The organism is Bradyrhizobium sp. sBnM-33, assembly GCF_032917945.1.
Lineage (GTDB): Bacteria > Pseudomonadota > Alphaproteobacteria > Rhizobiales > Xanthobacteraceae > Bradyrhizobium.
This window is the reverse complement of the sequence record NZ_CP136624.1, coordinates 7,666,435-7,691,507: the sequence shown is the minus strand read 5'-3', so window position 1 is coordinate 7,691,507 and position 25,073 is coordinate 7,666,435. Positions and strand designations below refer to the sequence as shown.

At 62.7% G+C, this 25,073-nt stretch carries 20 protein-coding genes and 1 other RNA gene; 8 read left to right on the top strand and 13 right to left on the bottom strand.

Translation table 11 applies throughout. The features are described from left to right. Positions 1 to 77 precede the first annotated feature (77 nt). Together RX328_RS36020 and RX328_RS36015 are read right to left on the bottom strand one after the other, a co-directional pair. A complete protein-coding gene (locus RX328_RS36020) occupies positions 78 to 542 on the bottom strand; it encodes a DoxX family protein (RefSeq protein ID WP_213248881.1) in 465 nt (154 codons plus the stop codon). Positions 543 to 666: 124 nt separating this feature from the next. Further along, complete coding sequence (locus tag RX328_RS36015) at positions 667 to 1,398, bottom strand: cytochrome c biogenesis CcdA family protein (RefSeq protein WP_213248879.1); 732 nt, start codon at positions 1,396 to 1,398, stop codon at positions 667 to 669. A gap of 197 nt (positions 1,399 to 1,595) precedes the next feature. Between RX328_RS36015 and RX328_RS36010 the strand changes: the two genes are divergently transcribed. From RX328_RS36010 to RX328_RS36000, 3 genes are all read left to right on the top strand, one after another. Next, complete coding sequence (locus RX328_RS36010) at positions 1,596 to 3,638, top strand: adenylate/guanylate cyclase domain-containing protein (protein WP_213248877.1); 2,043 nt, start codon at positions 1,596 to 1,598, stop codon at positions 3,636 to 3,638. A gap of 102 nt (positions 3,639 to 3,740) precedes the next feature. Then, positions 3,741 to 4,718 (top strand): hydroxyacid dehydrogenase, encoded by a 978-nt coding sequence (locus tag RX328_RS36005; protein WP_213248876.1) that lies wholly within the window; start codon positions 3,741 to 3,743, stop codon positions 4,716 to 4,718. 76 nt (positions 4,719 to 4,794) lie between these two features. Further along, complete coding sequence (locus RX328_RS36000; protein WP_213248874.1) at positions 4,795 to 6,096, top strand: MFS transporter; 1,302 nt, start codon at positions 4,795 to 4,797, stop codon at positions 6,094 to 6,096. Positions 6,097 to 6,278: 182 nt separating this feature from the next. On the opposite strand, the gene RX328_RS35995 is transcribed toward RX328_RS36000, so the two are convergent. Beyond that, complete coding sequence (locus RX328_RS35995) at positions 6,279 to 7,304, bottom strand: M23 family metallopeptidase (RefSeq protein WP_213248872.1); 1,026 nt, start codon at positions 7,302 to 7,304, stop codon at positions 6,279 to 6,281. Between the two features lie 101 nt (positions 7,305 to 7,405). Next, positions 7,406 to 8,017, bottom strand: coding sequence for a TetR/AcrR family transcriptional regulator (locus RX328_RS35990; RefSeq protein WP_213248870.1), 612 nt, complete (start codon positions 8,015 to 8,017; stop codon positions 7,406 to 7,408). Between the two features lie 106 nt (positions 8,018 to 8,123). Here RX328_RS35990 and RX328_RS35985 point away from each other — a divergent pair, with 106 nt between their 5' ends. Beyond that, a complete protein-coding gene (locus tag RX328_RS35985; protein WP_213248869.1) occupies positions 8,124 to 9,356 on the top strand; it encodes a cytochrome P450 in 1,233 nt (410 codons plus the stop codon). Positions 9,357 to 9,547: 191 nt separating this feature from the next. Next, positions 9,548 to 13,189: an AsmA-like C-terminal region-containing protein gene (locus tag RX328_RS35980; protein ID WP_213248868.1), complete on the top strand. Its 3,642-nt coding sequence runs from the start codon at positions 9,548 to 9,550 to the stop codon at positions 13,187 to 13,189. Between the two features lie 277 nt (positions 13,190 to 13,466). On the opposite strand, the gene RX328_RS35975 is transcribed toward RX328_RS35980, so the two are convergent. Together RX328_RS35975 and RX328_RS35970 are read right to left on the bottom strand one after the other, a co-directional pair. After that, positions 13,467 to 14,447 carry an alpha/beta fold hydrolase gene (locus tag RX328_RS35975; protein WP_213248867.1) on the bottom strand — a complete coding sequence of 327 codons (981 nt, stop codon included), beginning with the start codon at positions 14,445 to 14,447 and terminating at the stop codon, positions 13,467 to 13,469. 125 nt (positions 14,448 to 14,572) lie between these two features. Then, positions 14,573 to 15,211 carry a tyrosine-type recombinase/integrase gene (locus RX328_RS35970; RefSeq protein ID WP_213248866.1) on the bottom strand — a complete coding sequence of 213 codons (639 nt, stop codon included), beginning with the start codon at positions 15,209 to 15,211 and terminating at the stop codon, positions 14,573 to 14,575. 209 nt (positions 15,212 to 15,420) lie between these two features. Between RX328_RS35970 and RX328_RS35965 the strand changes: the two genes are divergently transcribed. Continuing rightward, positions 15,421 to 16,452, top strand: a complete 1,032-nt coding sequence (locus tag RX328_RS35965) for an IS110 family transposase (RefSeq protein ID WP_317258574.1) — start codon at positions 15,421 to 15,423, stop codon at positions 16,450 to 16,452. Positions 16,453 to 16,772: 320 nt separating this feature from the next. Beyond that, positions 16,773 to 18,125 carry a transposase gene (locus RX328_RS35960; protein WP_213257637.1) on the top strand — a complete coding sequence of 451 codons (1,353 nt, stop codon included), beginning with the start codon at positions 16,773 to 16,775 and terminating at the stop codon, positions 18,123 to 18,125. Positions 18,126 to 18,213: 88 nt separating this feature from the next. On the opposite strand, the gene RX328_RS35955 is transcribed toward RX328_RS35960, so the two are convergent. Together RX328_RS35955 and RX328_RS35950 are read right to left on the bottom strand one after the other, a co-directional pair. Then, the gene (locus tag RX328_RS35955) at positions 18,214 to 18,756 is read right to left on the bottom strand and encodes a DUF2380 domain-containing protein (RefSeq protein WP_213254391.1); all 543 of its coding nucleotides are present in this window, start codon (positions 18,754 to 18,756) and stop codon (positions 18,214 to 18,216) included. A 454-nt stretch (positions 18,757 to 19,210) separates the two neighbouring features. After that, positions 19,211 to 20,800, bottom strand: coding sequence for an ABC-F family ATP-binding cassette domain-containing protein (locus RX328_RS35950; RefSeq protein ID WP_213254389.1), 1,590 nt, complete (start codon positions 20,798 to 20,800; stop codon positions 19,211 to 19,213). Positions 20,801 to 21,089: 289 nt separating this feature from the next. Here RX328_RS35950 and RX328_RS35945 point away from each other — a divergent pair, with 289 nt between their 5' ends. Next, entirely contained in the window at positions 21,090 to 21,665 is a 576-nt protein-coding gene (locus RX328_RS35945) for a tetratricopeptide repeat protein (protein WP_213254387.1), read from the top strand. A 52-nt stretch (positions 21,666 to 21,717) separates the two neighbouring features. Here RX328_RS35945 and RX328_RS35940 read toward each other — a convergent pair whose 3' ends face one another. The 5 genes from RX328_RS35940 to ssrA form a co-directional block, all read right to left on the bottom strand. Further along, positions 21,718 to 21,975: a ribbon-helix-helix domain-containing protein gene (locus RX328_RS35940; protein ID WP_028350320.1), complete on the bottom strand. Its 258-nt coding sequence runs from the start codon at positions 21,973 to 21,975 to the stop codon at positions 21,718 to 21,720. Beyond that, entirely contained in the window at positions 21,972 to 22,160 is a 189-nt protein-coding gene (locus RX328_RS35935) for a DUF4169 family protein (protein ID WP_213254385.1), read from the bottom strand. Before RX328_RS35935 ends, RX328_RS35940 begins: the two co-directional genes overlap by 4 nt. Before the next feature lie 268 nt (positions 22,161 to 22,428). After that, complete coding sequence (gene fumC, locus RX328_RS35930; protein ID WP_213254383.1) at positions 22,429 to 23,844, bottom strand: class II fumarate hydratase; 1,416 nt, start codon at positions 23,842 to 23,844, stop codon at positions 22,429 to 22,431. Positions 23,845 to 23,916: 72 nt separating this feature from the next. Then, positions 23,917 to 24,432 (bottom strand): SspB family protein, encoded by a 516-nt coding sequence (locus RX328_RS35925; RefSeq protein ID WP_213254381.1) that lies wholly within the window; start codon positions 24,430 to 24,432, stop codon positions 23,917 to 23,919. A gap of 143 nt (positions 24,433 to 24,575) precedes the next feature. After that, positions 24,576 to 24,932, bottom strand: a transfer-messenger RNA (tmRNA) gene (ssrA, locus tag RX328_RS35920). Positions 24,933 to 25,073 lie beyond the last annotated feature (141 nt).

Below are 25,073 nucleotides of genomic sequence, written 5' to 3'. Positions count from 1 at the left end.
AGCGTGGCGTTTTCTCCAGCTACGCAGGCGGCGAGATCAGGGCTCAAGCATTAGCCGATGTCACGGGATTGTGAGTGTCACGTTGAAGCTTTTGGGTGACCGCTGGCATTCAGCAGCAGCCGGTCCAGTGACGCCGCGCCGGGGCCGGCAATCGCAAGCCATATGAAGCCGGCGAAGTAGGCAGCTTCCTCAAAACCGAGCAGCGTCTCCAGTGAATCGACGTCGCCCCATTTCGCCGACTTGATGGCGACAACCATGACCACTGCCAGCATCGCGGCCGGGATTCGCGTGAACAGGCCGAGGATCAGCATCGCGCCGCCGAAGAATTCGACGCCCGCCACAAAAGGGGTGAGGATGTTGGGAAACGGAATGCCCCAGCCGATAAAGTTTTCGGTGACCTGCGCCAGATGATTGAGCTTGCCCCAGCCGGCCAGCATGAAGGTGTAACCGACGATGAGCCGCATGATCAGGGGGCCGGCCCAGGAAAAATGCGAGGCGATCTGCGCGGGCAGCAGGATGAGCAGATTGACGATGGAATACATGCGAACCCCCCTTTTAGTATTTTGGCGACGCGAAGCAGCGACCTGCGGCCACGTCGCGGCCGCGGTGGCGGCAGTCTGGTCCTGATAGGAAATTCGTTGGCGCCGGCCCGCTTGTTACGGGGGCCTAACCGAAATTTTGCAGCGCGGGAAAGGTCTCCAGCAGCCAGATGCTGATGCTGGTGACGGAGCCGGTCAGGAAGCCGATGCCGGTGATCACCATCAGGACGCCCATGGCTTGCTCGACCTTGCCGAGGTGGCGCTTCATCCGCGCAAACAGCGCGGAAAACTGCTCGATCATGAAGGCTGCCAGCAGGAACGGGATTCCGAGCCCGGCGGAATAGACCGCGAGCAGGCCGGCGCCCTTGGTCACGGTGGCCTCGGCGGCCGCAATTGACAGAATCGCCGCCAAAATGGGGCCGATGCAGGGGGTCCAGCCGAAGGCGAAGGCGAGCCCCATGGCATAGGCGCCCCACAGGCCGACCGGCTTCGGCATCGGCATCCGGCCTTCGCGCATCAACAGGCCGATCCGGGTCAGGCCGAGGAAGTGCAGGCCCATGATGATGATCACGATGCCGGCCACGATCGAGAGCTCCGCCGACCAGGCGCGGATCAGGCCGCCGATCAGCGAGGCGCTGGCGCCAAGCGCCACGAACACGGTGGAAAAGCCGAGCACGAACATCAGCGCCGATGCCATCACCGCGCGCTTGGAGGCCGGCGTCGGTCCGTCATTGGCGACATGCTCGATGGTCGCGCCGGTGAGATAGATCAGATAGGGCGGCACCAGCGGCAGCACGCAGGGAGACAGGAAGCTGACGAGACCGGCGATCAGGGCCGCCGGGATGGAAACATCGTGCATTGCATGACCTTCGAGAATTGCCGCAAGGCATAGCGCCGTCTTGGCTGGTACGGAACAGCCAATCGATAAGTTTCGTCGGCATTACGGCTCAACTTCGGTCACAGAGCCGTGTCCGGGGCGCCGAAATCGCCTCGCCGGCGAAACAGACGCTGGTATGGTCCCGTATTGCGGTAATCAGACCGTCAACGAGACCCTGCATGCGCCTCGGCATCCGCACCGCCATTTCCATCCTCGTGCTGACGTCCATCGTCGTCAGTGCCATCGGCGTGCATCTTTTGTGGTGGCGCACCGCTCATCAAGTCAGTCAGACGCTCGCCAACACCATCAACGACCAGATCGTATCCGCGGTCAGCGACGAACTGCAGTCGGTCACCTCAGAGGCGCGGTCGTCGATGATGTCGGTGCGAACCCTGCTGGCCGAAAAAGTGTTCGACCCGCGCGACGCCAGGAAACGCGAGGTCGTTTTCCGGTCGCAGTTGCTGTCGCAACCGACGATCTCCTGGGTGGCATTTGGATGGCCGGACGGCTCGTTCTTTGCCGGGCACAAGCTCGGCAACGACGTCATCGAAATGCTCGAGATCACGCCCGATCGCAATTTGCGCATCAATCGCTACGAATTCATCGGCAACGATCTTCGGCTCAAGGCGAGCTGGTTCGAAGACACTGAGTATTCCCTGACCGAGCAGGAATGGTTTCGGGTCGCCAAAGAGACCAACGACGAACACTGGTCGACGCTGACGACGCATCCGCGCGGGGAGCGGCTGGCGGCGGCCTTTTCGGCCCCCATCGAAATCGATCAGAAACCGGCCGGCGTCGTTGCGATCATCATCGAGCTGACCCGCGTCTCGAATTTCCTGTCGCAGCTCACGGTTGGCAAGTCGGCGGGCGCCTTCATTCTCGAGCGGGACGGCAAGGTGGTGGCCTCGCCCGATCCTGATGCCAGCGAACTGGTGGCGCTGAAGACCGATCATCCGCTGTTTCCGGTCGCGGTCGAGGCGATCCGAAACGCCGGCAACGCCTACGAACCCGGCGAGGGGCAGCCGTTCAATACGACGGTAACGCGCGACGGCAAGGCCTATCAGGCCGTGATCACGCCGATTTCGTTTCCGGGCTGGTCGCTGGTGACGGTGGTGCCGGAATCGGAATTTCTCGGACCGGTCCAGATGACGATCCGAAACCTGCTGATCGGGCTTGCGGTCTTGATCGTTTTCGCCGGCCTGCTGTCGGCGTGGCTCGCCCAACGCCTGATCGCCGCACCCTTGATCAAGGTGGTCAACGAGATCAGGCATGTCGAGCGTTTTGACCTCGACAAGGTGCAGCGGCATCCGTCGCGGCTGACCGAGATCGGAAACCTGTCGGGCGCGATCGGCGACATGGCGCAGGGGCTGGCCGCGTTCCGCAAATACATCCCCGCTGACCTCGTCAAGCGGCTGATCAGCGACGGCAACGGCGCGCGGCTTGGCGGCGCGGTGCGGCCGATGAGCGTGATGTTCATCGATCTCGCCGGCTTCACCGGCATGTCGGAGCGGCTCGGCGATCGCATCATCCCGCTGCTGTCGCGCTACTTCGATTGCGTCTCGGCGCAGATTCAGAACCAGAGCGGCACCATCGACAAATTCATCGGCGACGCCGTGATGGCGTTCTGGGGCGCACCGTCGCCGAACCCCGATCATGCCGTCGACTGCTGCCGGGCGGCCTTGGCGTGCCGGCGCGCGGTGGAGGAGACAGGCCTCGTAGACGACCACGGCCAGCCGGTCAGGATCCGCATCGGCATCAATTCCGGCGACATGCTGGTCGGCAATATCGGATCGGAAGTGCGGCTGAACTACACTGTGATCGGCGATGCCGTGAATATTGCGAGCCGGCTGGAAAGCACCAACAAGATGTACGGCTCGACGATCATCATCGGCCCCGAAACGCGCCGGCTCGCCGGGAAAAGCATCGTGGTTCGCGAACTCGACCGGTTGGCGGTCTATGGCCGCGCGGGCGGTTTGCAGATCTATGAATTGCTCGGCATGGCCGACGATATCGGCGCACCTGCCTGGGTGGCTTCGTACGAGGCCGGCCTTGCCGCCTGGCGTGCGCGGGATTTCTCGGCTGCGATCGGCGCGTTCGAGAAAGTGCTGGAAATCCGCGAGCACGATGCAGCGTCGACGACGATGATCGCGCGCTGCAGGCAGCAGCTCGAACATCCGGCCGGCGAAGATTGGGACGGAACGACGGTGGCGCAGACCAAGTAGTCCAACGCGGCTTTGCCGTCTTGCCTGCGGGGGCGGTTTGGCCATAGATGTGCCGGCGTTGACGCTGCATTGGTCGGCGATCGATAGGGAAGCCGTTCAGCGTTGAAAGTCCTGTTGACCCATACGCCGCAGTCTCGCGCCCAGTACTACGGCGACCGTAGTCTTGCCGGGCTCCAGGCCGCAGCGCAGGTAATGCTGCATGAAGCAAACGACGCGCTCGATGCGGCTGCCCTGATCGAGGCCGCGCGCGATGTCGATATCATCGTGGCCGACCGGCTCACCGCGGGCCCGGGCGAGATATTTTTGAAACTGCCAAAGCTGCGCGCTTTCGTTCGCTGCGCCGTCGACATCCGCAACGTCGACGTCGAAGCCGCTTCGGCCGCCGGCGTTCTGGTCACACGGGCTGGACCTGGCTTCATTCAATCGGTTGCCGAGCTCGCGCTCGGCTTCATGGTCGATCTGTCGCGCGGGGTTTCACGCGCGACCGCCGACTACCATGCCGGCCGCAAGCCGGAAGTCATCATGGGCCGGCAACTGGCCGGCAGCCACCTTGGCATCATCGGCTATGGCAGCATCGGCCGTCACTTGGCTGGTATCGCCAAGGTGTTGGCCATGGAGGTCCTCGTCGCCGATCCCTTTGCGACGGTGAGCGATGCCGCGATCCGGCATGTGCCGCTCGACGAACTGCTTGATCGTTCCGACTATGTCGTCTGCCTCGCGGTCGCCAACGAGCAAACCGAAAATCTGATCGGGCAGGCGGCACTGGCGCGCATGCAGCCGCACGCCTTCTTCATCAATCTGTCGCGCGGCAATCTCGTCGACGAGGCGGCGCTGTCGGCGGCGCTCCGCGAGAACCGCATCGCCGGCGCCGCGATGGATGTCGGCCGTGCGCTCGACCAGATGCCGACGCCTGAGCTGGCAAAACTGCCCAACGTCATCGCCACCCCGCATATCGGCGGCCTGACGCCGCCGGCGATCGAGAGCCAGTCGCTGGAGACTGTGCGGCAGGTGGAGAAGATTATCGCGGGTGAAATTCCGGTCGGCGCGGTCAATGCCGATCATTGGAAGCGCCGTCCTTGACCTCCGAAACCGCGGGTGCCAGCGTGATGTTGTCAGGATGATCCGCAACAACGCGGCTCGAAATGGTAACGCGGTGATGCGTCTCCCCTTCTTCTACGGCTGGCTGATCGTTGTGGTGACGTTCGTCACCATGGCGATCGGCGTCAATGCGCGGACGGCGTTCTCGCTGTTCTTTCCGCCGATCATCGGCGAGTTCGGATGGGACCGTGGCGTCACCGCCGGCGCGTTTTCGTTCGGCTTCGTGGTTTCCGGCGGCGTCAGCCCGCTGATCGGGCGCATGATGGATCGCCTCGGGCCGCGTGCGGTGATGGAGCTCGGCGTTGCGCTGATGGGCGGCGGGTTGTTGCTGGCGCCGCTGACGACGCAGCCCTGGCATCTCTATCTCACCATCGGCGTGCTGGTCGGCGCGGGCAGCGTATGCCTCGGCTATTCCGGCCAGTCGCTGTTTCTGCCGAACTGGTTCATTCGCCGCCGCGGGCTCGCCATGGGGCTCGCCTTTGCCGGCGTCGGCATCGGCTCGGTGACCTTGCTGCCATGGGTGCAGCACATGATCGAGCAGACCGGCTGGCGCACCGCCTGCACCGCGATGGGCATTCTGGTGCTCGCCGTGCTCGCGCCGATCAATCTTCTGCTGAGAAAACGGCCCGAGGACATTGGCCTGCTGCCGGATGGCGATGCGGCGCCGTCGGCGACATCGGCCGCGCCTCGCTCGAACATCGTTGATCCCGTGTGGGCCGCCACCGACTGGACGCTGCGCCGCGCGCTGCGTACCGCGCGATTCTGGTGGATTTCGCTCGGCTATTTCTGTGGCCTGTATGTCTGGTACGCGGTGCAGGTGCACCAGACCAAATACCTGCTCGACATCGGCTTCAGCGCCAACGTCGCAGTATGGGCGCTCGGTGTCGTCAGCCTGCTCGGCATACCGGGCCAGATCTGGCTCGGGCATCTTTCCGATCGGATCGGCCGCGAATGGATCTGGGCGATCAGTTGCGCCGGGTTTGCAATCTGCTTTGCGGCGCTGATCGCCTTAAAGTTCGCGCCGGTACTGCCTTTGGTCTATCTCATGATCTTCACGCAAGGCGCGCTCGGCTATGGGCTGACGTCGATCATGGGCGCGGTGGTGCTGGAGATCTTTCAGGGCAAGCAATACGGCAGCATCTTCGGCACCATCATGCTGGCCGCATTGGCCGGAGGCGCTGCAGGCCCATGGGCGACCGGGCTGCTCTACGATGTTTCAGGCAGCTACACGTCGGCTTTTGCGCTCGGCATTGCCGTCAGCATCCTGTCGGCAGTGGCGATCTGGCAGGCCTCGCCGGGCAAGGTGAGGGCGGTCGCGGGACAAATGCACAAGGCGCCATTCAAGCATGATACGGCGTAGCCTTGCTGCGTCATTGGCTCCTCATGGTGAGGAGCGCCAGCGGGTCCGCGCGTAGCGCGGCCCGATGACAGGCTCCGCGCGTCTCCGGACGATGCTTCGCATCGCCGCGAGAACCATGAGGCCCCGTCTGTGGCCTACATCCTTCGAGACGCCCGCTCTGCGGGCTCCTCAGGATGAGGAACTCATCGCGGGCGTGGTTCGATATCGAACGTTTTCCGCAGCACTTCTGCGCCGTCCCTCATGACGTGATACGTCGCGGTGTAGCGGCCGGCCGGCCACGCTGCCTCGGCGCGCTTCTTTCCGGCGGTGATGAGAAACTGCGCCTTGTCCCGGTCGAGCGCGGGAAAGTTGTTGGCGGCGACGGAAGCGCCGCCCGGGCCTTGCACCGCGAGGGATTGCTGGTCGCCAGCCTGCAAGCCGATGGCTCTCACGTAAGCAACCAGCGCATCCGAACCCGACGTGACGGAATCCCTGCCGATTTCTCCGGACTCGACCAATTCCATCGTTGGGGCGATGCCGGCAAAGCCGTAATCGATGATTTCGCGGGGTCGGTATTGCATCTGTTCGCCAAGCGAAGCCGCCCAGATCGAACGGCCGCCGCCGCAGGAATTCTCGGCCGCACCATAGGCGAAGGGGTCCACGATCTTTCCGCGATGCCTTACCGTGAAATGAAGGTGAAAGAATTCGGTGTCGCCGGATAGTCCGACCAGGCCGATCGGCTGCCCCGTCGTCACTTGATCGCCGACCTTGATCCGAACGCTGCCTTTGGCCATGTGGCAATATTGCGTGCGCCAGCCGCCCTCATGTTCGATGACCGCGCCGTTGCCGCACTCCTTCCCGGCGATGGCGGCCTTGCCGGCGGTCCTGACCGAGACGTCTTCCATGTCGTTTCGCGTCCCGACGACGCGTCCCGGCGCCGCGGCGAGCACTTCTATTCCCTGTCGCTGTATTTCCAGGTTCGCAATCCTGATATCGGTGCCGTCGTGACCGTCATAGCTGCGTCCGCCGCAGCGATAGTCGCGTGCCTTGTCCGACGCATCGTGATCGACATAGTTTTGAAAGAAGCAGGTCAGGCCCGGTTGGCATTTGACGGGCAGCGCGAGCGAGATGACTTCCTCGGCCCGGGCGCCGAGCGCGGTGGCAAAACACAGCGAAATCAGGACCAGGTATTTCAGGCGCGGCCATCCGAGTGCAGCGAAGCGACGCATAGATTGGCGCGCAGAAATGTGTCGAATATCCGGTGTCGCGTTCGCGAGCCTTCGCGCAGGGTGGCGATTGCAACGCGTCGCGCGAGGTCGACATTTTCGTCTCATGCCGATGAAATTCCCATCGCCCGCTGCAGGTCGCCAATGGCGCGAAAAAAGCTGTCGGGCGGCGTGGTCTCGGGATCGATCAGGCGGTGCAGGCGAAAGCCGTCCTCCAGCGCCAGCACGAGCGCACCGGCCCATGTCGGATTGAGAATAGTCGTTCTGCCGCTGTTCCTGGCCGTGGTCTCGATAATGTCGGTGACCAGCTTTCGCCGGGCGCGCAGCCGCTTGGCGAGTTCAGGCCGGCGCCTTTCGGCGCGCGCCACGAACAGGATCATTTCCATGTGCAGCAGGGGAGAGCGGCCGAGCGGATCCTGCTGGCTGCGGTCCATGGTCTTCAACGCATCGATGAAGTCGGCGAGGTTCTTGTGCCGCTCGAGCAGATCGCGGATGCGCCCGATCGATTGCTCAACGTGATCCTCGAGCATGGCGATGATCAGCTCGTCCTTGCTCTTGAAGTTCGAATAAAATGCCCCGCGCGTGAAGCCGGCCGCCGCCGCAATCGCCTCGATGCTGGCGCCGCCAATCCCCTGTTCCTCGAACACGCGCGCCGCCGCCTCGAACAGCTTTTCGCGGGTGTCGTCCCTTGTGGGTCGCGTTCGCACTCTTGACATCTGTCCAGTTTAGGCGAGAATGCAGCTCAATACAATAATGTATCGAATTTCGACCGATCGGCCGCGGGGAAACGCGCTGAATGGCGCACAGCCAGCAGAGGTCACTATGAACGAGCATGTTCAGACTGCCAGTAGCGCGCCGTTGTTCAATCCGCTGGCCCCCGAATTCATTCGCAACCCCTATCCGCATTACGAGCGGATGCGCACCACCGATCCCGTGCATCTGACGCCGCTTGGCATGTATGTCGCAAGCCGCCATGCCGAGGTCAGCCTGGTCATGCGCGACAAGCGGTTCGGCAAGGACTATGTCGAGCGCACCGTCCGCCGCTACGGCCCCAAGATCATGGACGAGCCGGTGTTCCGCAGCATGAGCCATTGGATGCTGCAGCAGGATCCGCCGGACCACACCCGCTTGCGCGGCCTGGTGGTGAAGGCCTTTACCGCGCGCCGGGTCGAGGACATGCGCCCGCGCATCCAGCAGGTCGTCGATGAGACGCTCGACCGCGTCATCCCGCAGGGCAAGATGGACCTGATCGAGGATTTCGCGTTCCGCCTGCCGGTCACCATCATCTGCGACATGCTCGGGATCCCCGAGGACCATCGCGAGGCGTTTTATACCGGTTCACGCGACGGCGGACGCCTGCTCGATCCGGTGCCGCTGTCGCCGGAGGAGATCAAGCAGGGCAACGCCAGCAACGCGCTGGCGGCGATGTATTTCCAGCAACTGTTCGATCTCAGGCGCAAAAACCCGGGTGACGACCTGGTCACCCAACTGGTGCAAGCCGAGGAAGACGGCAGCAAGCTCACCAACGAGGAACTGACCGCCAACATCATCCTGCTGTTCGGCGCCGGCCACGAGACCACCGTCAACCTGATCGGAAACGGCTTGCTGGCACTGCATCGCAATCCAGAACAGCTCGCGCTGCTCAAGGCCAGGCCCGAACTCATCACCAACGCCATCGAGGAGTTCCTGCGCTATGATTCCTCGGTGCAGTTGACCGGACGGGTGGCGCTGGAGGATATCGACGATCTCGGCGGAAAACGTATTCCGAAGGGCGAGACCGTGCTGTGCCTGCTCGGCTCGGCCAATCACGACCCGGCGATCTATCCTGATAACCCGGAGCGGCTGGATATCACCCGGCCCAACGTGAAGCCGCTATCGTTCGGCGGCGGCATCCACTTCTGCCTCGGGGCCCAGTTGGCGCGGATCGAGGCCGAGATCGCGATCTCGACCCTGCTGCGCCGGCTACCGGACCTGCGGCTCGATGACGCCGTCAATGCGGAATGGCGGCCAACCTTCGTGCTGCGCGGCCTGAAGCGCCTGCCGGCGAGCTGGTAAGGCTCTGGCAACTCCCCTGGCGGCGGTTTTGAGCCCCACATTCAGTGGACAGAACCTGGCTGGCTTCTGTCAGGGCTCCTGTCAGTATGCCGCTGTGACTTCGCCATACTTCACTCTATATTCCGGGCAGCTCCGGGGCAGGGTCCGGCATGGCGCGCGGCCTGCGCCGGGGCGGTTCAAGGGGAGGCACCGTGCAGACGACGCTGCTCGGCCTGGCAATCGCTTTCATCGTTGCGCTGATTGCCGCGCTGGTCGGGCCGTATTTTATCGACTGGAACCAGTTCCGGCCGCAATTCGAGGCTGAGGCGAGCCGGATCATCGGCGCGCCGGTCCGCGTCGGCGGCAAGCTCGACGCGCGCCTATTGCCGGCGCCGTCGCTGCAACTGCACTCGGTCACGGTCGGCGGCGCCAATGATCTCGGCAAGGTTCGCGCCGACAAGCTCGACGTGGAATTCAGCCTGGGCTCGCTGATGCGCGGCGAGGTGCGCGCCACCGAATTGACGATCAACCGCATGTCGCTCGATCTCGGCCTCGATTCCAGAGGACGGATCGACTGGCCGGCATCGACGGGCGCGTTCAATCTGGGTTCACTGGCGATCGATCGGCTCAATCTGACCGGCCGCATTGCCCTGCATGACGCGGTCAGCCGCTCTACGCTCGAACTGAACGACATCGCTTTCAGCGGCGACGTGCGTTCGCTGGCCGGTTCGATCCGCGGCGACGGCAATTTCATGCTGTCGGGCACGCGCTATCCGTTTCGCGTCTCGTCGGGGCAGGGTCCTGACGGCAACGGTACCCGCGTTCATCTCAATATCGATCCAGGCCAGCGTGCGCTCGCGGCCGATCTCGATGGTGTCTTGAGCTTCGATGCCCGCGCGCCACGCTTCGAAGGTGCAGTGACCCTGGCGGCTCCCGCTCAAAAAGCCAAAGGCGATGAACCGCCGTGGCGCATCGCTGCCAAGGTCAAGGCCGATTATTCGGCGGCGCGGCTCGAACAGGTCGAAGTGACCTATGGCGCCGAGGAGCGCGCCCTGAAACTTGCAGGCAGCGGCGACATTCGTTTCGGTGCGACGCCGCTGTTGCGCGCGGCGCTGTCGGCACGTCAGCTCGATGCCGACAGGTTCGTTGCCAAGGAAAATGGCAAAGATAATTCGACTGAGCCGGCACGCGCGCTGCCGACGCTGCAGTCGCTCAGCTCCGTCATTCCGCATCTGCCGATCCCGACACAAATCGAACTCGCCTCCGAGCAGGTCATACTCGGCGGGCGCCCATTGCAGGACATCGCTGCCGAGCTCGAAGGCGATGCCAAATCCTGGCGCGTCCACCGGCTGGAGTTCCGCGCGCCCGGCGCGACCAGGGTTTCGCTCAGCGAGGCCGGCGCGAAGAGCGCTGCACCGGACCGATTCAAAGCCGCGCTCAGCGTCGAATCCTCCGATCCCGACGCGCTTTTGACCTGGCTGCAGGGCCGCGGCGACATCGCTTATCGCAGCCAGAAGCCGCTTCGCCTGCGCGGCGACATGACCGTGGCGCCCGAAGGCTTTGCCATCGACACCATGAAGGCCGATATCGATGGCGGCACCGTGGAGGGGCGGGTGGCGGTGTCGCGCCGGCAGGCGGATCGCGGCTCCCGGATCGATGCCGAACTGAAAGCGGCGCGTCTTGATCTCGATGCCGCCACGGCCTTTGCGCGATCGCTGATGGGGCCGCAAGGCGAGTGGCCGGACGAGGGAAAGCTTTCGCTCGATATCGGCCGCGCCAATTCCGCCGGCCAGGAGCTATCTCCGCTGCTCGCCAGGCTGGCTTACTCGCCGGCGAAGATATCGCTTGAGCAGTTGAAGGTCGGCGAGCTTGAAAACGTGACGCTGGACGGCGCGGGCAATTTCGACCGCGTCAACGCGACCGGATGGTTCGCGCTCAATTCGAGCGCCGCCTCGCTCGGCCGGCTGACCAGCCTGATCGTTCCCTTTTCACCGCCGCTGGCCGCGCGGCTCAATGCGATGGGGACGAGCCCGGGTCCAGCGCGCCTGAAGCTGGCGGTCGACCTCACCCAAAATGCCGGGCCGTCCGATCGCGTCCAGGCACGCGCCACCGCCGAACTCGACTCGCCGCTGCTCAAGGGCACCACCACGATCACCGCTAGACCTTCCGTCGCGGCGATCCAGGGCATCGATCTGGCCGCGCTCCAGCGCAGCGAGGTCTGGATCGATTCGAAATTGTCGTCTGAGCAAGGTCGCACCTTGCTGGCGTTGCTCGGCTTCGATCGCGCCATCACGGCGGGCGATGGCCCCGCGCAATTCGAGAGCACCGCGACGGGTGCGTGGGGTGCGCCGTTGCGGCTCAAGGCAAAGATCTCGGGAACGGGACTCGATGCCGAAGCGGAAGGTTCCGCTGAACCATGGGCGCCGGAGGCAAGCGCAGTTCTCGGCCTGAAAGTTCGCAGCGCCGATTTCGGACCGCTGCTCGATCTCAAACCGGCGAATACGCTGGCACAGAACATCGGCCTGTCGTCGCGCGTGCAACTCACCGGCAACCGGCTGACCTTCGACGATCTCGACAGCAGCGTCGGCGGCTCGCGCCTGCGCGGCCGAGTCGCGGTGACGCTCGGCGAGCAAAAGGAGATCGAGGGCGAAATCGGCGCCGAGCAGCTCGCGTTGGCGCCGGCCCTTGCCCTGGCGCTCGGCGCGGCCGGACACGATGCCGCCGAGCCGCTCGGCCCCGGGCTGGCGAAAGGCTGGCGCGGCAGGATCGCGTTCCAGGCGTTGCGTGGCCTGCTTCCGGGCGGAAGCGAATTGCAGCCGGTGAGCGGGACGGTCAAGAGCGACGGCCAGTCGCTGACCTTCGATACCATCAAAGGCAAGATCGGCGGCGGAGATGTCACGGCCACGATCGATGCAAGGCCGGGCGCGCACGGAATTGCCTTGAACGCGAGCGTCCAGCTTTCCGGCGTTGACGGCACCGCGCTGCGCTATCGCAATCTTGCGATGCCTGCCGGCCGCGCGTCGATGCAGATGACGCTGACGACCCAGGGCCGCAGCGCCTCGGCGCTGGCGGGCGCGCTTTCTGGCAGCGGAACGCTGACGCTGGAAGCGGCCAGGATCTCAGGCCTCGATCCGCGCGCTTTCGAAGTGGCGGTCCGCGCCAATGACAGCGGGCAGGCCAAGGACGACGTTCGATTGAAGCAGATCGTTGAATCCACCTTGCCGGCCGGCGCACTTGCGGTGCCTTTGGCGCAAATCCCGTTCACCATCAGGGACGGCCGGCTTCGCGTCGGCGCGACGACGCTCGACGGCAATGGCGTGCGGGCCACCGTCTCCGGCGGATACGATATCGCCGCCGATCAGGCCGATATCCGGGCCGCCCTTTCGCTGACGATGACGACCGGGCGTCCGGAGATTCAACTGCTTGCCGTGGGCACGCCCGATGCGCTGAGCCGCAGCGTCGACGTTGCCCCGTTGTCGTCGTGGCTGGCGGTGCGTGCGATCGATCACGAAACGCGAAGGCTCGATGCCATCGAGCGCGGCGAGCCGCCGCCGCCGTCGCCGCCGCCAATCGTGCTGCCTATGGAGGGCCAGTTGCCGATTCCGGAGGCGGTGCCGAGCGCGCCAGTCGCGCCCAAGGGTCGCGACCCACGGCGACCTCCGGCGAAGAAGATGACGGCGCCGCGTCCGCCGGTCGTCAACGCGCCGCCGGCGCCTGTCGCAGGCCAGCCGCAGGTTGCGCCGCTACCGCCGCCGATCGACGTCAGGCCCGCGCCCGGCGCCGCCAGGCCGAAGCCGCGTCCGCCGCTTGCGCTGACGCCGCAGCTCGCCAATCCGCCGCCGGGCTCGAACTAGAGTGTGAATTCCTTAGCGCGTAGCCGTAGGCAGCGAGCCGTTTTTGGCGCAAAGCAGACATCAAATGGCAGGCAGCGCCCGCAGACTCGGTCGAAAAATGACCCGGAACGGACTTCGCTTCGATGCATCGTTGAGGAGTGCGGTCGATCACATCGTCGGCATACGCCGATACATCCTACAAGCGTTCAACGCTCGTGAACGGCAAGAGGAAAGGATGGACGCAGCGCACGATTTGTCAATATTGACTTCGTGCGCTTCGCCGCATCGGTGTACGAGATCAGAGTCCTGGATGCTTCGATAGGAAGTCGAGAACGGCAGCGCTGAAGGCTGCCGGATCACGACCCGGCCCGTCATGGTTGACATTCGGAAGAACGACCAACTGGGCACCCGGCACGCACTTGCCTATCGCCTCAGCGATCAGCGTATAGAAGGCTTGCGTCTTCTCCCCGCGCATGACCAGCGTCGGCCGGGCGAAACTTTTCAGCATGTCACAGGTGATAACCGGCGGTGGCGGAGCTGCAAACACCAGCGGCAGGGTCCTCGCATTGTCCAGCACGCGAGTCTGCCGGTCCTGCGGGAAGCGGTCGAACTCGCCGGGCGGGAGTTGGAACACAGCCTCCTGTAGCACCTTGGCAGCCTGAACAGCGTCACCTGCCTTCGCCGCTGCGATAACCGGGGCGAGCATTTTGGCGCGGTCCTCGCGCGCCGCTTTCCCTTCCGCGCTGTCTGTCGGCAGCATCGAAGCGACACTCGCCTCATACAGAATGAGGCTGCGGACCAATGAGGGATTCTTCACTGCTGCGGTCGTGGCAACCTGGCCGCCGTAGGACCAGCCGACGAGATGAACAGGTCCCGCATTGAGCGTCGCGATGAACTTGGCAAGATCGTCCGCCAGGGTCGCGACGCTCAAGTTTTTCCCATCGTCGGGCCACGGCCCCGTCCCGAAATATCGCTGCGTGTAGGCGATGAAGTGATACTTCTTGGCGATGCTCTCCCTGACCGGCTCCCAAGAGCGAAGGTCGGTGGGTACCCCATGAACGAAGACCACGGGTTCCCCAGAGCCTTGCTCTACATATGGCAGCCGAACGCCATTGATCTCGACCTCCTTGGCCAATGGGGCAGACGTTGCGCTGGACGGGATCACAAGGCTCAGCAGCAAAGAGGTAAGGACCGATAAGCGGACCATGGCTTTCTCCCAATTTTGCTGGCTTCTTTCCCCGGCTGTTCGTCTTGATTCTTTTTCGTCGGGGATGCGCAACCGTCACCCCCAATCTCGCCCGTACTATGGCCGCGGCGTCGCGTCGAACGGTGCCTGAAGGTCCGTTGTTGGCACAAACCACCGGTTTGAGGGAGGGCAGAGCACGTCCGCTCTGCCCTGGTATTTCAGACATCAACTTGTTCCGCTATTGCGAGGGCGTCATCAACCTCGCTGCCAAGATACCGGACCGTGCTTTCGATCTTCGTATGCCCGAGCAAGAGTTGGACCGCTCTCAGGTTGCCTGTCCGCCGATAGATCAAGGTAGCTTTTGTGCGTCGTAATGAGTGTGTGCCAAACAGCCTCGGGTCCAGCCCAACGCTTCCGATCCATTCCGATACGAGCCGCGCATATTGGCGCGTTGTCATGCTGCGGTCGGAACCGCGACGACCCGTGAATAAGAACTCCCCGGTCCTCTTGTTGGCGGCCTTTAGATAGTCATCGACCGCCTGACGGGTTTGCTCACTTAATTCAAATCTAACAGGCCGCCCGGTTTTCTTTTGCCGGACAATAGCGCGATCCGCCGTGTAGCCACTCGCAGCAACATCCTCGACCCGGATGGCGACCACGTCGCAGCCGCGAAGCTTGCTGTCGATTGCCAGATTGAACAAGGCGAGGTCACGAGTGCGGGCTTCGATCTGGAGCTTCGTCCGGATCGACCACACGTGTTTAGGGCGCAGCGGTGGCTTTGCGCCAGTCAGCTTTCCCCTATTCCACGGCACTCGCTTGGGCGCGGGGGGTGTATTCACTTGATGCTGCGTAGCCATACTCCTCGGCTGAGTTACAGAGCACGAGAAGCATGCGTCAGCGCGTTAGGCATAGGAATCGGGTGGGTTTTCGGGCCAAAGCGGACTTCCCCTGCGGCCTGGGGGCAAACACCCTGTAGCGATTGATGCTGTGGACGGCGCCCACTCTGCGGCATCGAAGTGCCATAGGGTGGTTGCGTTGAAGTAAACCACTTTGAGGAGAGCCGTCCATGGGCGAGGTTAGCACGATCGGTCTCGATATTGCGAAGTCAGTCTTCCAGGTTCACGGCGCAGATGTTGATGGCGCGGTTGTGATCCGCAAACGTGTGAGCCGCGCCAAGGTGCTGGAGTTCTTCTCGACTTTGCCGGCTTGCGTTGTTGGCATTGAAGCTTGCCCAAGTGCCCATTATTGGAGCCGTGAGCTCCGGGCGCTCGGCCATACGGTGCGGCTGATGCCCCCCAGTTATGTGAAGGCCTATCTCAAGCGCAGTAAGAACGACGCTAATGATGCTGCGGCGATCTGCGAGGCAGTGACACGTCCGTCGATGCGTTTTGTACCGACCAAAAGCGAGCAGCAACAATCAGGCCTGATGCTGCATCGCAGCCGACAGCTACTGGTCCGTCAACGAACGATGCTGTCGAACGCGATCCGTGGTCACCTGGCCGAGCTCGGCATTATCTCGGCAAAGGGGCGCAACGGCACAGCCGAGCTGTTCAAGATCATTGCTGACGAGAAGGATGGTCGGATACCCGCGGCCGCACGGTTCAGCCTCGATGTTCTTGCCGGCCAACACGCCGCGATCACAGCAGAGATCGGAGCTATCGAGAAGCGCATCCATGCCTGGCATCGTTCGAGCGAAGAAAGTCGCCGGCTCGAGCAGATCCCAGGCGTTGGTCCCATCGTCGCCACCGCCCTGGTCTCAGAAGTCGGTGACTGGAAAGAGTTCTCGTCCGGACGAAGCCTGGCGGCCTGGATCGGGCTTGTTCCCAAGCAGCATTCGACCGGCGGCAAGGAACGTCTGGGCAGAATTTCAAAGCAGGGAAATCGGTATTTGCGATGGCTGCTCGTCACGGGCGCCATGGCCGTTATCCGATATGCGCGGCAGCATGGCACGCGGCGCCTCTGGCTGGCGCATATTATGGAGCGCCGGCCGATCAAGGTCGCCGCCGTGGCGCTTGCCAATAAGATCGCGCGCATGGCCTGGGCCATGATGGTACGCGGAGAGCAGTTCAAAGAGCCAAGATTGCTGCCAGCAGCATAGACAACAGGAGTTTCAACGATTGGCGAGGGCATGACGACGTAATGCAGATACGGTTGTTCCGGGGATTGGGAGAGCCCGTTTGGGTCAACGCACTTTCAAGTGCATGCGAACGATTGGGACCCGATCCGCGCAGAGCATTAGGGCCAGCGGCCACACCTGCCGCATTAAAAGGCCGGACACGTGACCGCACCCGACCAATGCTGCAAAACGTCAGAAAGTTCTTGCCAGGGCGCCGTCCACACGTGACCGATTGTGTTGAAAAAGTCTTCGGTTGCGCTGGTTGATGTTCGCTGATTCAGTCGTTGCGAGAGGACTGAATCATGATGGGACATCAGCGAGTTGAGCAGGTCGCGTTGTTCTATGAGTTTTCGCTCGAGCGGCACGTTCCGGCCGATCATTTGTTGCGATCGATCGACAGGTTCGTGGACCTCGATGGGTTAAGGCGAGAGCTATCCCCCTTCTACAGCACGATCGGGCGGCCCTCGATCGCGCCCGAGCTGATGATCCGGATGCTGTTGGTCGGTTACTGCTTCGGCATCCGCTCGGAGCGGCGCCTGTGCGAAGAGGTTCACCTCAACCTGGCATACCGCTGGTTCTGCCGCCTTGGGCTCGATGGTGACGTGCCCGATCATTCGACCTTCTCAAAGAACCGACATGGCCGCTTCCGCGATAGTGATCTGCTGCGACGGCTGTTCGAAGACGTCTTGCGCCGCTGCATCGACGAGGGTCTGGTTGGCGGAGAAGGCTTTGCGGTCGATGCTAGCCTGATCAAGGCCGATGCTAACCGGCAGAACGGCGTCGAGGGCGAAAAGGGGTTGCCGCCAAAAGCCGCAAGCCGTGCCGTCGACGAGTATCTAGCTGTCCTGGACGATGCGGCGTTTGGGGCCGCGACCGAGATCGTCCCCAAGTTCATCTCACCGGCTGATCCTGCCGCGCGCTGGACCGGTGCCCATGGCGGACAGGCTTTCTTTGCCTACTCCACGAACTATCTGATCGATGTGGAAAATGCGATCATTGTCGACGTTGAGCCGACCACAGCGATCCGGCAGGCAGAAGTTCTCGCTGCCAAGCGCATGATCGAGCGGACCGCAAAGAACTTCGGTCTTCACCCGTCCAGGCTTCTCGGTGACAGCGCCTATGGTTCAGCCGACATGCTGGGCTGGCTGGTCGATGAGCACGGCATCGAGCCGCATGTGACCGTGTTCGACAAATCAGCGCGCAAGGATGGGACCTTCACACGGGAGGACTTCAACTACGATCCAGTCAGCGACGTCTATATCTGTCCTGGCGGCAAGACGCTGACCACAACAGGGACGCGTGTGAATGATGGCGAGACGTTGCTTTATCGAGCGAGCAAGGCTGACTGTGACGCCTGCGCCTTGAGGCCACACTGCTGCCCGAACACGCCTGCTCGAAAGGTGCCTCGCTCGATCCATGAGAGAGCCCGCGACATGGCGCGGGCGATTGCTAAATCCTGGGAAGGTCGAGCATCGCGACGGCTACGTAAGAAGGTCGAAATGTTGTTCGCTCACCTCAAGCGCATTCTCAAGCTCGACCGACTGCGATTACGTGGACCAAACGGGGCTCGCGACGAGTTCCTCCTTGCAGCAACCGCCCAGAACCTCCGGAAACTAGCCAAGCTGGTCCCAATGCCGCAGCCAAATCCGGCCTGAGAAGCGGTCGGCTGTGCCGCATTTGCGGCTCGCCTCGCTCGCGGGCCGACTTCTTCAACGGAATCGACCCATTGCAGACGCGCGCGGCCTATTGCTGCGATCTACTTTCAAGCAGCCGGTCGCGGACCTCCTCCGATACAAAGCGCTCCGCCCGCTGCCATGCCTCGTCATTGTCACCGCGGAACTGGAAGTACTTTCTGAACACGACGCGCTGGGCTGTCGTATCGACGGCAGCAATCCGCACCACCTGCACCAGCGTGCTTAGCTTGTGAACGATGCCGATGATCAGGATCTGCGTGCCGGCCTGTGACGCCGCGCGCAGCCGATCGCGCAACGCCGGTCCGTCGGTCGGACAATTTGGTGCGCAGGAGGAGGGCACGAGCTCAAAGCGCCGGTCTGCCGTGACGTCGTCCCGCAGCGCGGTCATGAAAGCCCGCAATCGCTTTTCATGCACGGCCGTCTGATCGGTGGGCTCGTTCGACGTGTCGATATAATTGAAATCGTCGACGGAGACGGCCAAGGCGTGGCCGGCGGTCACGGCGGATGCATCTGAGATGAGGCTGGATCCGAGGAACAGACCGGTGAACAGGCCGGCTGTGGTAAGAGCATGCAACAGGGAGGCGTGGCGCATGGCGATGGCTCGATCTCCGTGGCTGAATTGCGGTGCGACTATAACCCTTTCCAAGCATCAATTGCTGCATTCCCTACCGCTATCCGGCACCGTCGTTCAGACCAAGTCGCACCAATGTCTAAAGCGGATTTGACCAGAACATTAGAGGTCGCCAGCGGAAAGTCAGCTTACAAGTTAGTCATTCAAGGCTGTTTGAAGTGCTCGCATTGCAAGCGCCGACCAAATACGAGCTGGTCGTCAACCTCAAGACCGCTAGAATGCTCGGCCGATCTTCCCGCGGCGCGGCTCGCCCGCGCAGACGAGGTGATCGACTAAAAGACGCAGTTTGCTGCAACGCATGAGTCCGCTTATGGCCCTTCGCGTCATTTCGCTGCCGTGCGGAAACCGCGTCGCTTTAAGGGCAGAGCAGACATTGCTTCTGTACGTCACGCCACCGGTTTTATGAGTACACGGCCTAGCCGAGCACGATCTCCCTGCTGATCCCGATGGCCCGCAAAAATGCCTCGTCGTGGCTGACTACAATCAGCGCGCCGTCGAATCCTTTCAGCGCACCTTCCAGTTCCTCGATCGAGGCAAGATCGAGATGATTGGTCGGCTCATCCAGCAGCAATAGGAGGGGCGGCTGCGGCCGCGCGAAGACGCAGGCCAGGCCCACGCGCAGCCGCTCGCCGCCGCTCAGCGTCGCCGCGATCTGCAGCGCCGCCTTGTTACGGAACGCAAACCGCGCCAGGGCGGCGTGCGCTGCGTTGGCCGAGAGTTCCGGATTGAGGCGCCGCAGATTGTCGAGAATGCTTAGCTCGGCATCGAGCAGGCCGACATGCTGATCAAGCACGGCAATACGGTCGGTGAAAAGGCCGATGTCGCCGCTCGCAGGTTTCAGCTCACCGGTGAGCAGGCGGAACAAGGTGGTCTTGCCAGAACCGTTAGTGCCGCGGATGGCGATCCGCTCGGGTCCGCGAACCCCAAACGACAACGGTCCGAACAGATGACGCTCCCCAAAAGCCATCACCACGTCCTTGAAGGCGACGAGTTCGCGGCCGCCGGGCAGATGGGTGCGGGGTAGATCAATCGAAAGCGGCGTCAGAATCTCGACGTGCGCCTTGGCCAGTTCCAGCACCTCGGTGCGCTCGCCGAGCAGGCGGCTGGCGAGCCCGCTTTCACGCCCGGCGCTGTTCTCGGCGCGCTCTTTCTCGCGGTCCATGAACATCTTGTCCTCGATGCCCTTGGCGCGCCAGGCGCGGCCGGCCTTGTCGCGGCGCGCCTTCTTTTCCCGCGCCTTCTGCACTGCGCGTTCGGTATTGCGCAGGGCGTCCGAGGCGCGGTCGAGCTCATCGGTGGCTCGGGCCCGCGCCGCCTCACGCGCCTTGGCAAATTCCGGCCACGCCCCGCCGAACAGGGTGACGCCGACCGGTGTCAGTTCGATGATGCGGTCAACGCGTTCGAGCAGCGTGCGGTCGTGGCTGGCGACGAGGACGCCGCCCCGCCAGCGTTCGAGCATCTGCGCCACGACCTGCCTTCCGTCAGCATCGAGATTGTTGGTCGGCTCGTCCAATAGCAGCACATCCGGTGCCTCGATCAAAAGGCGCGCCAGCGCCACCCGCGTTCGCTCGCCACCGCTCAAGGAGACGATCGGGCGATCCAGCGGCAGCGACGGCAGTCCAGCTTCGACCAGCGCCGCCTGTATTCGCGCTTCCAGCGTCCAATCCGCCTCGGTCGCGTCATCAAGCGATCCCTGAATCGATCCTTGGCCGCGTTCGAGCCGGCGCAGGCGGGCGAGACCGGTTGTGACGCCGAGCGCCTCGCCGGCCGTCAGCCGTTCATCGGTCAGTTGCGCGAGCATGCCAATCGAGCCGATGCGTTGCAGCGATCCGCCGGCAGGTTCGATCTCGCCCGCAATCAGGCGCAGCAATGAGGATTTGCCGCAGCCGTTGCGGCCGACAAGGCCGGTGCGCTCACGCCCGATGGCGAGCGTCAATCCGTCGAACAGCGGGCGTCCGTCAGGCGTGGCGAGGCAAATGGAATCCAGAACGAGAAAGGCAGGCATGGAGAGCTTCCGAAAATGGACTGAGGTCGCGAGGCGTCGTCAGCTTTGCGATGTCCATTTCTCTCTCCAGGGGTTCTCTACGTTTCTTCAGCCGGTTTTCGCCGGGTTCCGTCGGCCGCTTTTGCGGGGACTGCAACGACCGTCAATTAGATACGCATTGCCTTCATTCGTCCAGCCAGGCAAGGCCCCAACGGTTTTGCGCGGGGCCTGATGGAATACTTCATTCGCGGCGGGGTCTCTACCTCCGGCTGGACCATGGATGCGCTCACGCAGGAAACCGGAGGTTCGCATGATGAAGTCGGCAATCAAGTTCGCTACGCTGGCGCTGTTTTCTATGGCTGTGATCGCGTCGCCGCCATCCGTTCCGGCCTATGCTGCGGGAGGCGGCGGTGACCCGTCTTCGGCGAACCCGCCGCCGGACACCAGATCCGCTCCCAAATCGACTTCGAAGTCCAAAAAGAAGCCCCCCAAACAGTCGAGCGTCGACGATGATGCATTCCGGAAGGGGTACCGTGCCGCACATGCGACGATCTACGAGCGCAACGACTTTGCTGGGGCCATCGAGCAGCTAAAGGCGCTCGGCCGTGACGACAATGCTGATGTCGCCAATCTGATCGGCTATTCCTATCGCAAGCTTGGCGACTACAGGCTGTCGCAGGTTTGGTACGAGCGCGCGTTGAAGGCGAATCCGAACCACGTGCTGACCTGGCAGTATTACGGCCTGTGGCAGGTCGAGCAGGGCAATCGTGATCAGGCGTCGTATCATCTGACGCGGATCGCGGCGATTTGCGGCACGGCTTGTGAGGAGTATCAATCGCTGGCCGCGGCGCTCGAAAAGCCGCCCGGCACCGGACTCGTTTATTGAGCTTATGAGGTAACAGGGCGGGTGCGTTGCGACGCGCTCGCCTGATCGAGGCTTACGCCTGCGGCCGGGGCGCGTCCGGCGCGGCGGCCGGCATGGCGCGGGTACGGAAATAGTCGAGCACGAAGAGGCGGATTGCCGAGGACAGGTTGCCCTGCTGGCGATTGCTGTCGATCTCGCCGACCAGTTCGGACAGCGTCATGTTCCGCAGGCCCGAGATTTCCTTCATCCCGTTCCAGAAGGCTTCTTCGAGGCTGACGCTGGTCTTGTGACCGGCAACGACGATCGAGCGTTTGACGACGGGCGACTTCATGATGCGTCTCCGTCCTCGAGCTTGTGCTGGTCCAGAAGATCGCCGGCGCGATCCTTGCGACGTTCATCGAGCGCGCGTTCGGTCTTGGTCCGGCCAAACCGTGCGCGGTTGGCATCGGCTTGCCTTGCCGATTGTTCCCGTTCGGTACGCTTCTTGAATCGCTTCAAATTGATCACGTCTCCCATGCTCGCCTCCATCATCCGGCGACTCGAAGACATGATGATTCATGGGGCGGAAAAACGTCGCGTCGTGCGCAAGCAAATTGGATGGTCATTCGGAATCCCTGTCTGCCGGCTCTGATAGCATCAAAAATACATTTCGCTCTGCGAAAACCGAATAATTCCTGCTCCTACCATGCGTCAACACAACGGCGATAGATGATCCACCTCATTCTTCAGGTATCATCCATAATTTATATCTCTCATCCGTAGTTTCCCGGGGGCGATGCGGCGATCAGCCCGGGTGTGTCATTTTGTCCGGCTGCACCAGACGTTCGAATTCCGCGGCGTCCACAAACCCGAGGCGCACAGCCTCTTCCTTCAAGGTCGTTCCGCGCGCGTGTGCCGATTTGGCGACCTTCGCCGCGTTGTCGTATCCGATCTTTGGAGCCAGTGCAGTGACCAGCATCAGCGAGCGCTCCATCAATTCGCGGATTCGCTTTTCGTCCGCACGGATGCCCACCACGCAATGTTCGGTGAACGAGCGCGCCGCGTCCGACAGCAGTTGAATGGAATGCATCATACAATATGCTAATACGGGTTTGTAAACATTCAATTCGAAATGCCCCTGGCTGCCGGCGACGGTGACGGCGGTCTGGTTGCCGAACACCTGACAGCAGACCATGGTCATCGCTTCGCACTGAGTCGGGTTGACCTTGCCGGGCATGATCGACGAGCCCGGTTCGTTTTCCGGCAGGATCAATTCTCCGAGACCGGAACGCGGGCCCGAACCCAACAGGCGAATGTCATTGGCGATCTTGAACAGGCCGGTCGCCGCCGAATTGATCGCGCCATGCACCAGCACATAAGCGTCGTTGGAAGCCAGCGCCTCGAACTTGTTGGGTGCGCTGGTGAAGGGCAGTTTTGTAATCTTCGCGACATGCCTGGCGAACAGCTTTGCAAATTTCGGCTTCGAGTTGAGACCGGTTCCGACCGCGGTGCCGCCTTGCGCCAGCGGGAACAGTTCCTTCACCGCGGTTTGCAGCCTTGCGATCCCGCTCTCGACTTGCGCGGCATAGCCCGAAAACTCCTGCCCCAGCGTCAAGGGCGTTGCGTCCTGGGTGTGGGTTCTCCCGATCTTGACGATCCTGGCGAACGCCTTTTCCTTCTTGCGCAATTCGCGATGCGACTCGTCGAGCGCCGGAATCAGGTCGGCGATGATGTGTCCGGCGGCAGCGATATGCATCGCCGTCGGAAATGAATCGTTCGACGACTGACTCATATTGACGTGGTCGTTAGGATGGATCGGTTCTTTGGCGCCGAGCTCGCCGCCCAGCATCTGGTTGGCGCGATTGGCGATCACCTCGTTGAGGTTCATGTTGGTTTGGGTGCCCGAGCCGGTCTGCCAGACGACCAGCGGGAAGTGATCGTCGAGCTTGCCTTCGATCACCTCGCGTGCGGCGCGGATGATGGCGCCGGCTCTGCGTGCATCGAGCAGTCCGAGTTCCCGGTTGGTTTGGGCGGCGGCGAGCTTGACGATACCAAGCGCATGAACGACCGCGATCGGCATACGGTCATGGCCGATTTTGAAATTCTGTCGCGAGCGCTCGGTTTGCGCGCCCCAATAGCGGTCGGCGGGAACGTCGATCGGACCGAAGCTGTCGGTCTCGCTGCGGGTCGATTTGTTTCCGGATGTTTTTGCTCGAGCCATACGTAATGTCCGTTGCGCCGCGAAAGGGCGGAACGCGTACACTACAGCGTCGTGGATTTTCTCGCGCTTAGATTATTTCTTGCGGAAACGATCCAGTCGCACCACTTCAGCGCCTTCGCTCGTCTTCGCCGGCTCGTCCTTGATTTCCGCAGCGGGCTCCGCCGCGGTGACGGGCAGGGCGGACGGCGCGGAAACTGCCGGCAGCTTCGCCGCCGGCGCCTCTGCCGCCGTTTCCGACGGCTCGAATTGCAGGCCGAACTGTACCGACGGATCGAGGAAGCTCTTGATCGCCGCGAACGGCACCACCAGACGCTCGGGGATACCGCCGAACGACAGGCCGACCTCGAAACGATCCTCCGTCACCACCAGATCCCAGAACTGATGCTGCAGGATGATCGTCATCTCTTCCGGATATTGCGCCAACAGCCGCGGCGACAGCTTCACGCCGTCGGCGGTGGACAGGAAGGTAATGAAGAAATGATGCTCGCCGGGTAGGCCGTGTTCGGCCGCGTCAGCCAGCACGCGGCGCAACACTCCGCGCAGCGCGTCGCGCGCCAGCACGTCATAACGGATGTGATCGGTCGCCATGGTCGTCCTGTCAGGTTTTATGGCCGCCGGTCTCCCGACTCGCCCCTTTGCCCCCATGCTACCCCGGCGGGAGCCGCAGGTCAGCAGGCGCGACGGATCGAATTTGCACCAACGGCTCCGTCGGCCGGAAATGAAAAGAATTAAGTGGAGGCTTCTGTTGCCAGGTGCCTCCGAACCCCGCCTAGCGGAGCTTAACCCGCTAGGACTTTAGATCGGTCTTTCAAACTGCGTTACGCAGCCTGAGCAACCGGAGCATAGTTGTCGTTTGCAACTATTGCGTAGCCCGATAACGGCGGAACAATACCGGGAAAAAACTCGTCCTTTACGCCCTCGTCGATCCTGGTTCGCCCCCGCCGAAACCCACCACGGCAGGGTGGGCTTGGGTGGAGGCGCCGGGTACTGCCCCCGGGTCCGAATGGTTTATTGCGACGGTCATTTATTTCCATAGCCGGCGAACCGGCACTCCCAATATAGGGTGCAGGTTCGGAGAAAGACAGGGCCAAAGGCGCCGAACGGGAGGGGAACATGGCACCTCACTTTCGGTTTGCTGTCGCCCAGTTGCGGTTTCGCCACGGATTCGACGATTTCAAAATGCGCCGTTCACACGCTTGCATAAATTATGCGCAGTTCGCCGCCATCCC

Bases quoted from the DNA above. Each gene is read 5' to 3' on its own strand.
- RX328_RS36020 (WP_213248881.1), bottom strand. From the start codon at position 542: ATGTATTCCATCGTCAATCTGCTCATCCTGCTGCCCGCGCAGATCGCC.
- RX328_RS36015 (WP_213248879.1), bottom strand. From the start codon at position 1,398: ATGCACGATGTTTCCATCCCGGCGGCCCTGATCGCCGGTCTCGTCAGC.
- RX328_RS36010 (WP_213248877.1), top strand. From the start codon at position 1,596: ATGCGCCTCGGCATCCGCACCGCCATTTCCATCCTCGTGCTGACGTCC.
- RX328_RS36000 (WP_213248874.1), top strand. From the start codon at position 4,795: ATGCGTCTCCCCTTCTTCTACGGCTGGCTGATCGTTGTGGTGACGTTC.
- RX328_RS35995 (WP_213248872.1), bottom strand. From the start codon at position 7,304: ATGCGTCGCTTCGCTGCACTCGGATGGCCGCGCCTGAAATACCTGGTC.
- RX328_RS35990 (WP_213248870.1), bottom strand. From the start codon at position 8,017: ATGTCAAGAGTGCGAACGCGACCCACAAGGGACGACACCCGCGAAAAG.
- RX328_RS35985 (WP_213248869.1), top strand. From the start codon at position 8,124: ATGAACGAGCATGTTCAGACTGCCAGTAGCGCGCCGTTGTTCAATCCG.
- RX328_RS35970 (WP_213248866.1), bottom strand. From the start codon at position 15,211: ATGGCTACGCAGCATCAAGTGAATACACCCCCCGCGCCCAAGCGAGTG.
- RX328_RS35965 (WP_317258574.1), top strand. From the start codon at position 15,421: ATGGGCGAGGTTAGCACGATCGGTCTCGATATTGCGAAGTCAGTCTTC.
- RX328_RS35960 (WP_213257637.1), top strand. From the start codon at position 16,773: ATGATGGGACATCAGCGAGTTGAGCAGGTCGCGTTGTTCTATGAGTTT.
- RX328_RS35955 (WP_213254391.1), bottom strand. From the start codon at position 18,756: ATGCGCCACGCCTCCCTGTTGCATGCTCTTACCACAGCCGGCCTGTTC.
- RX328_RS35950 (WP_213254389.1), bottom strand. From the start codon at position 20,800: ATGCCTGCCTTTCTCGTTCTGGATTCCATTTGCCTCGCCACGCCTGAC.
- RX328_RS35945 (WP_213254387.1), top strand. From the start codon at position 21,090: ATGATGAAGTCGGCAATCAAGTTCGCTACGCTGGCGCTGTTTTCTATG.
- RX328_RS35940 (WP_028350320.1), bottom strand. From the start codon at position 21,975: ATGAAGTCGCCCGTCGTCAAACGCTCGATCGTCGTTGCCGGTCACAAG.
- RX328_RS35935 (WP_213254385.1), bottom strand. From the start codon at position 22,160: ATGGGAGACGTGATCAATTTGAAGCGATTCAAGAAGCGTACCGAACGG.
- fumC (WP_213254383.1), bottom strand. From the start codon at position 23,844: ATGGCTCGAGCAAAAACATCCGGAAACAAATCGACCCGCAGCGAGACC.
- RX328_RS35925 (WP_213254381.1), bottom strand. From the start codon at position 24,432: ATGGCGACCGATCACATCCGTTATGACGTGCTGGCGCGCGACGCGCTG.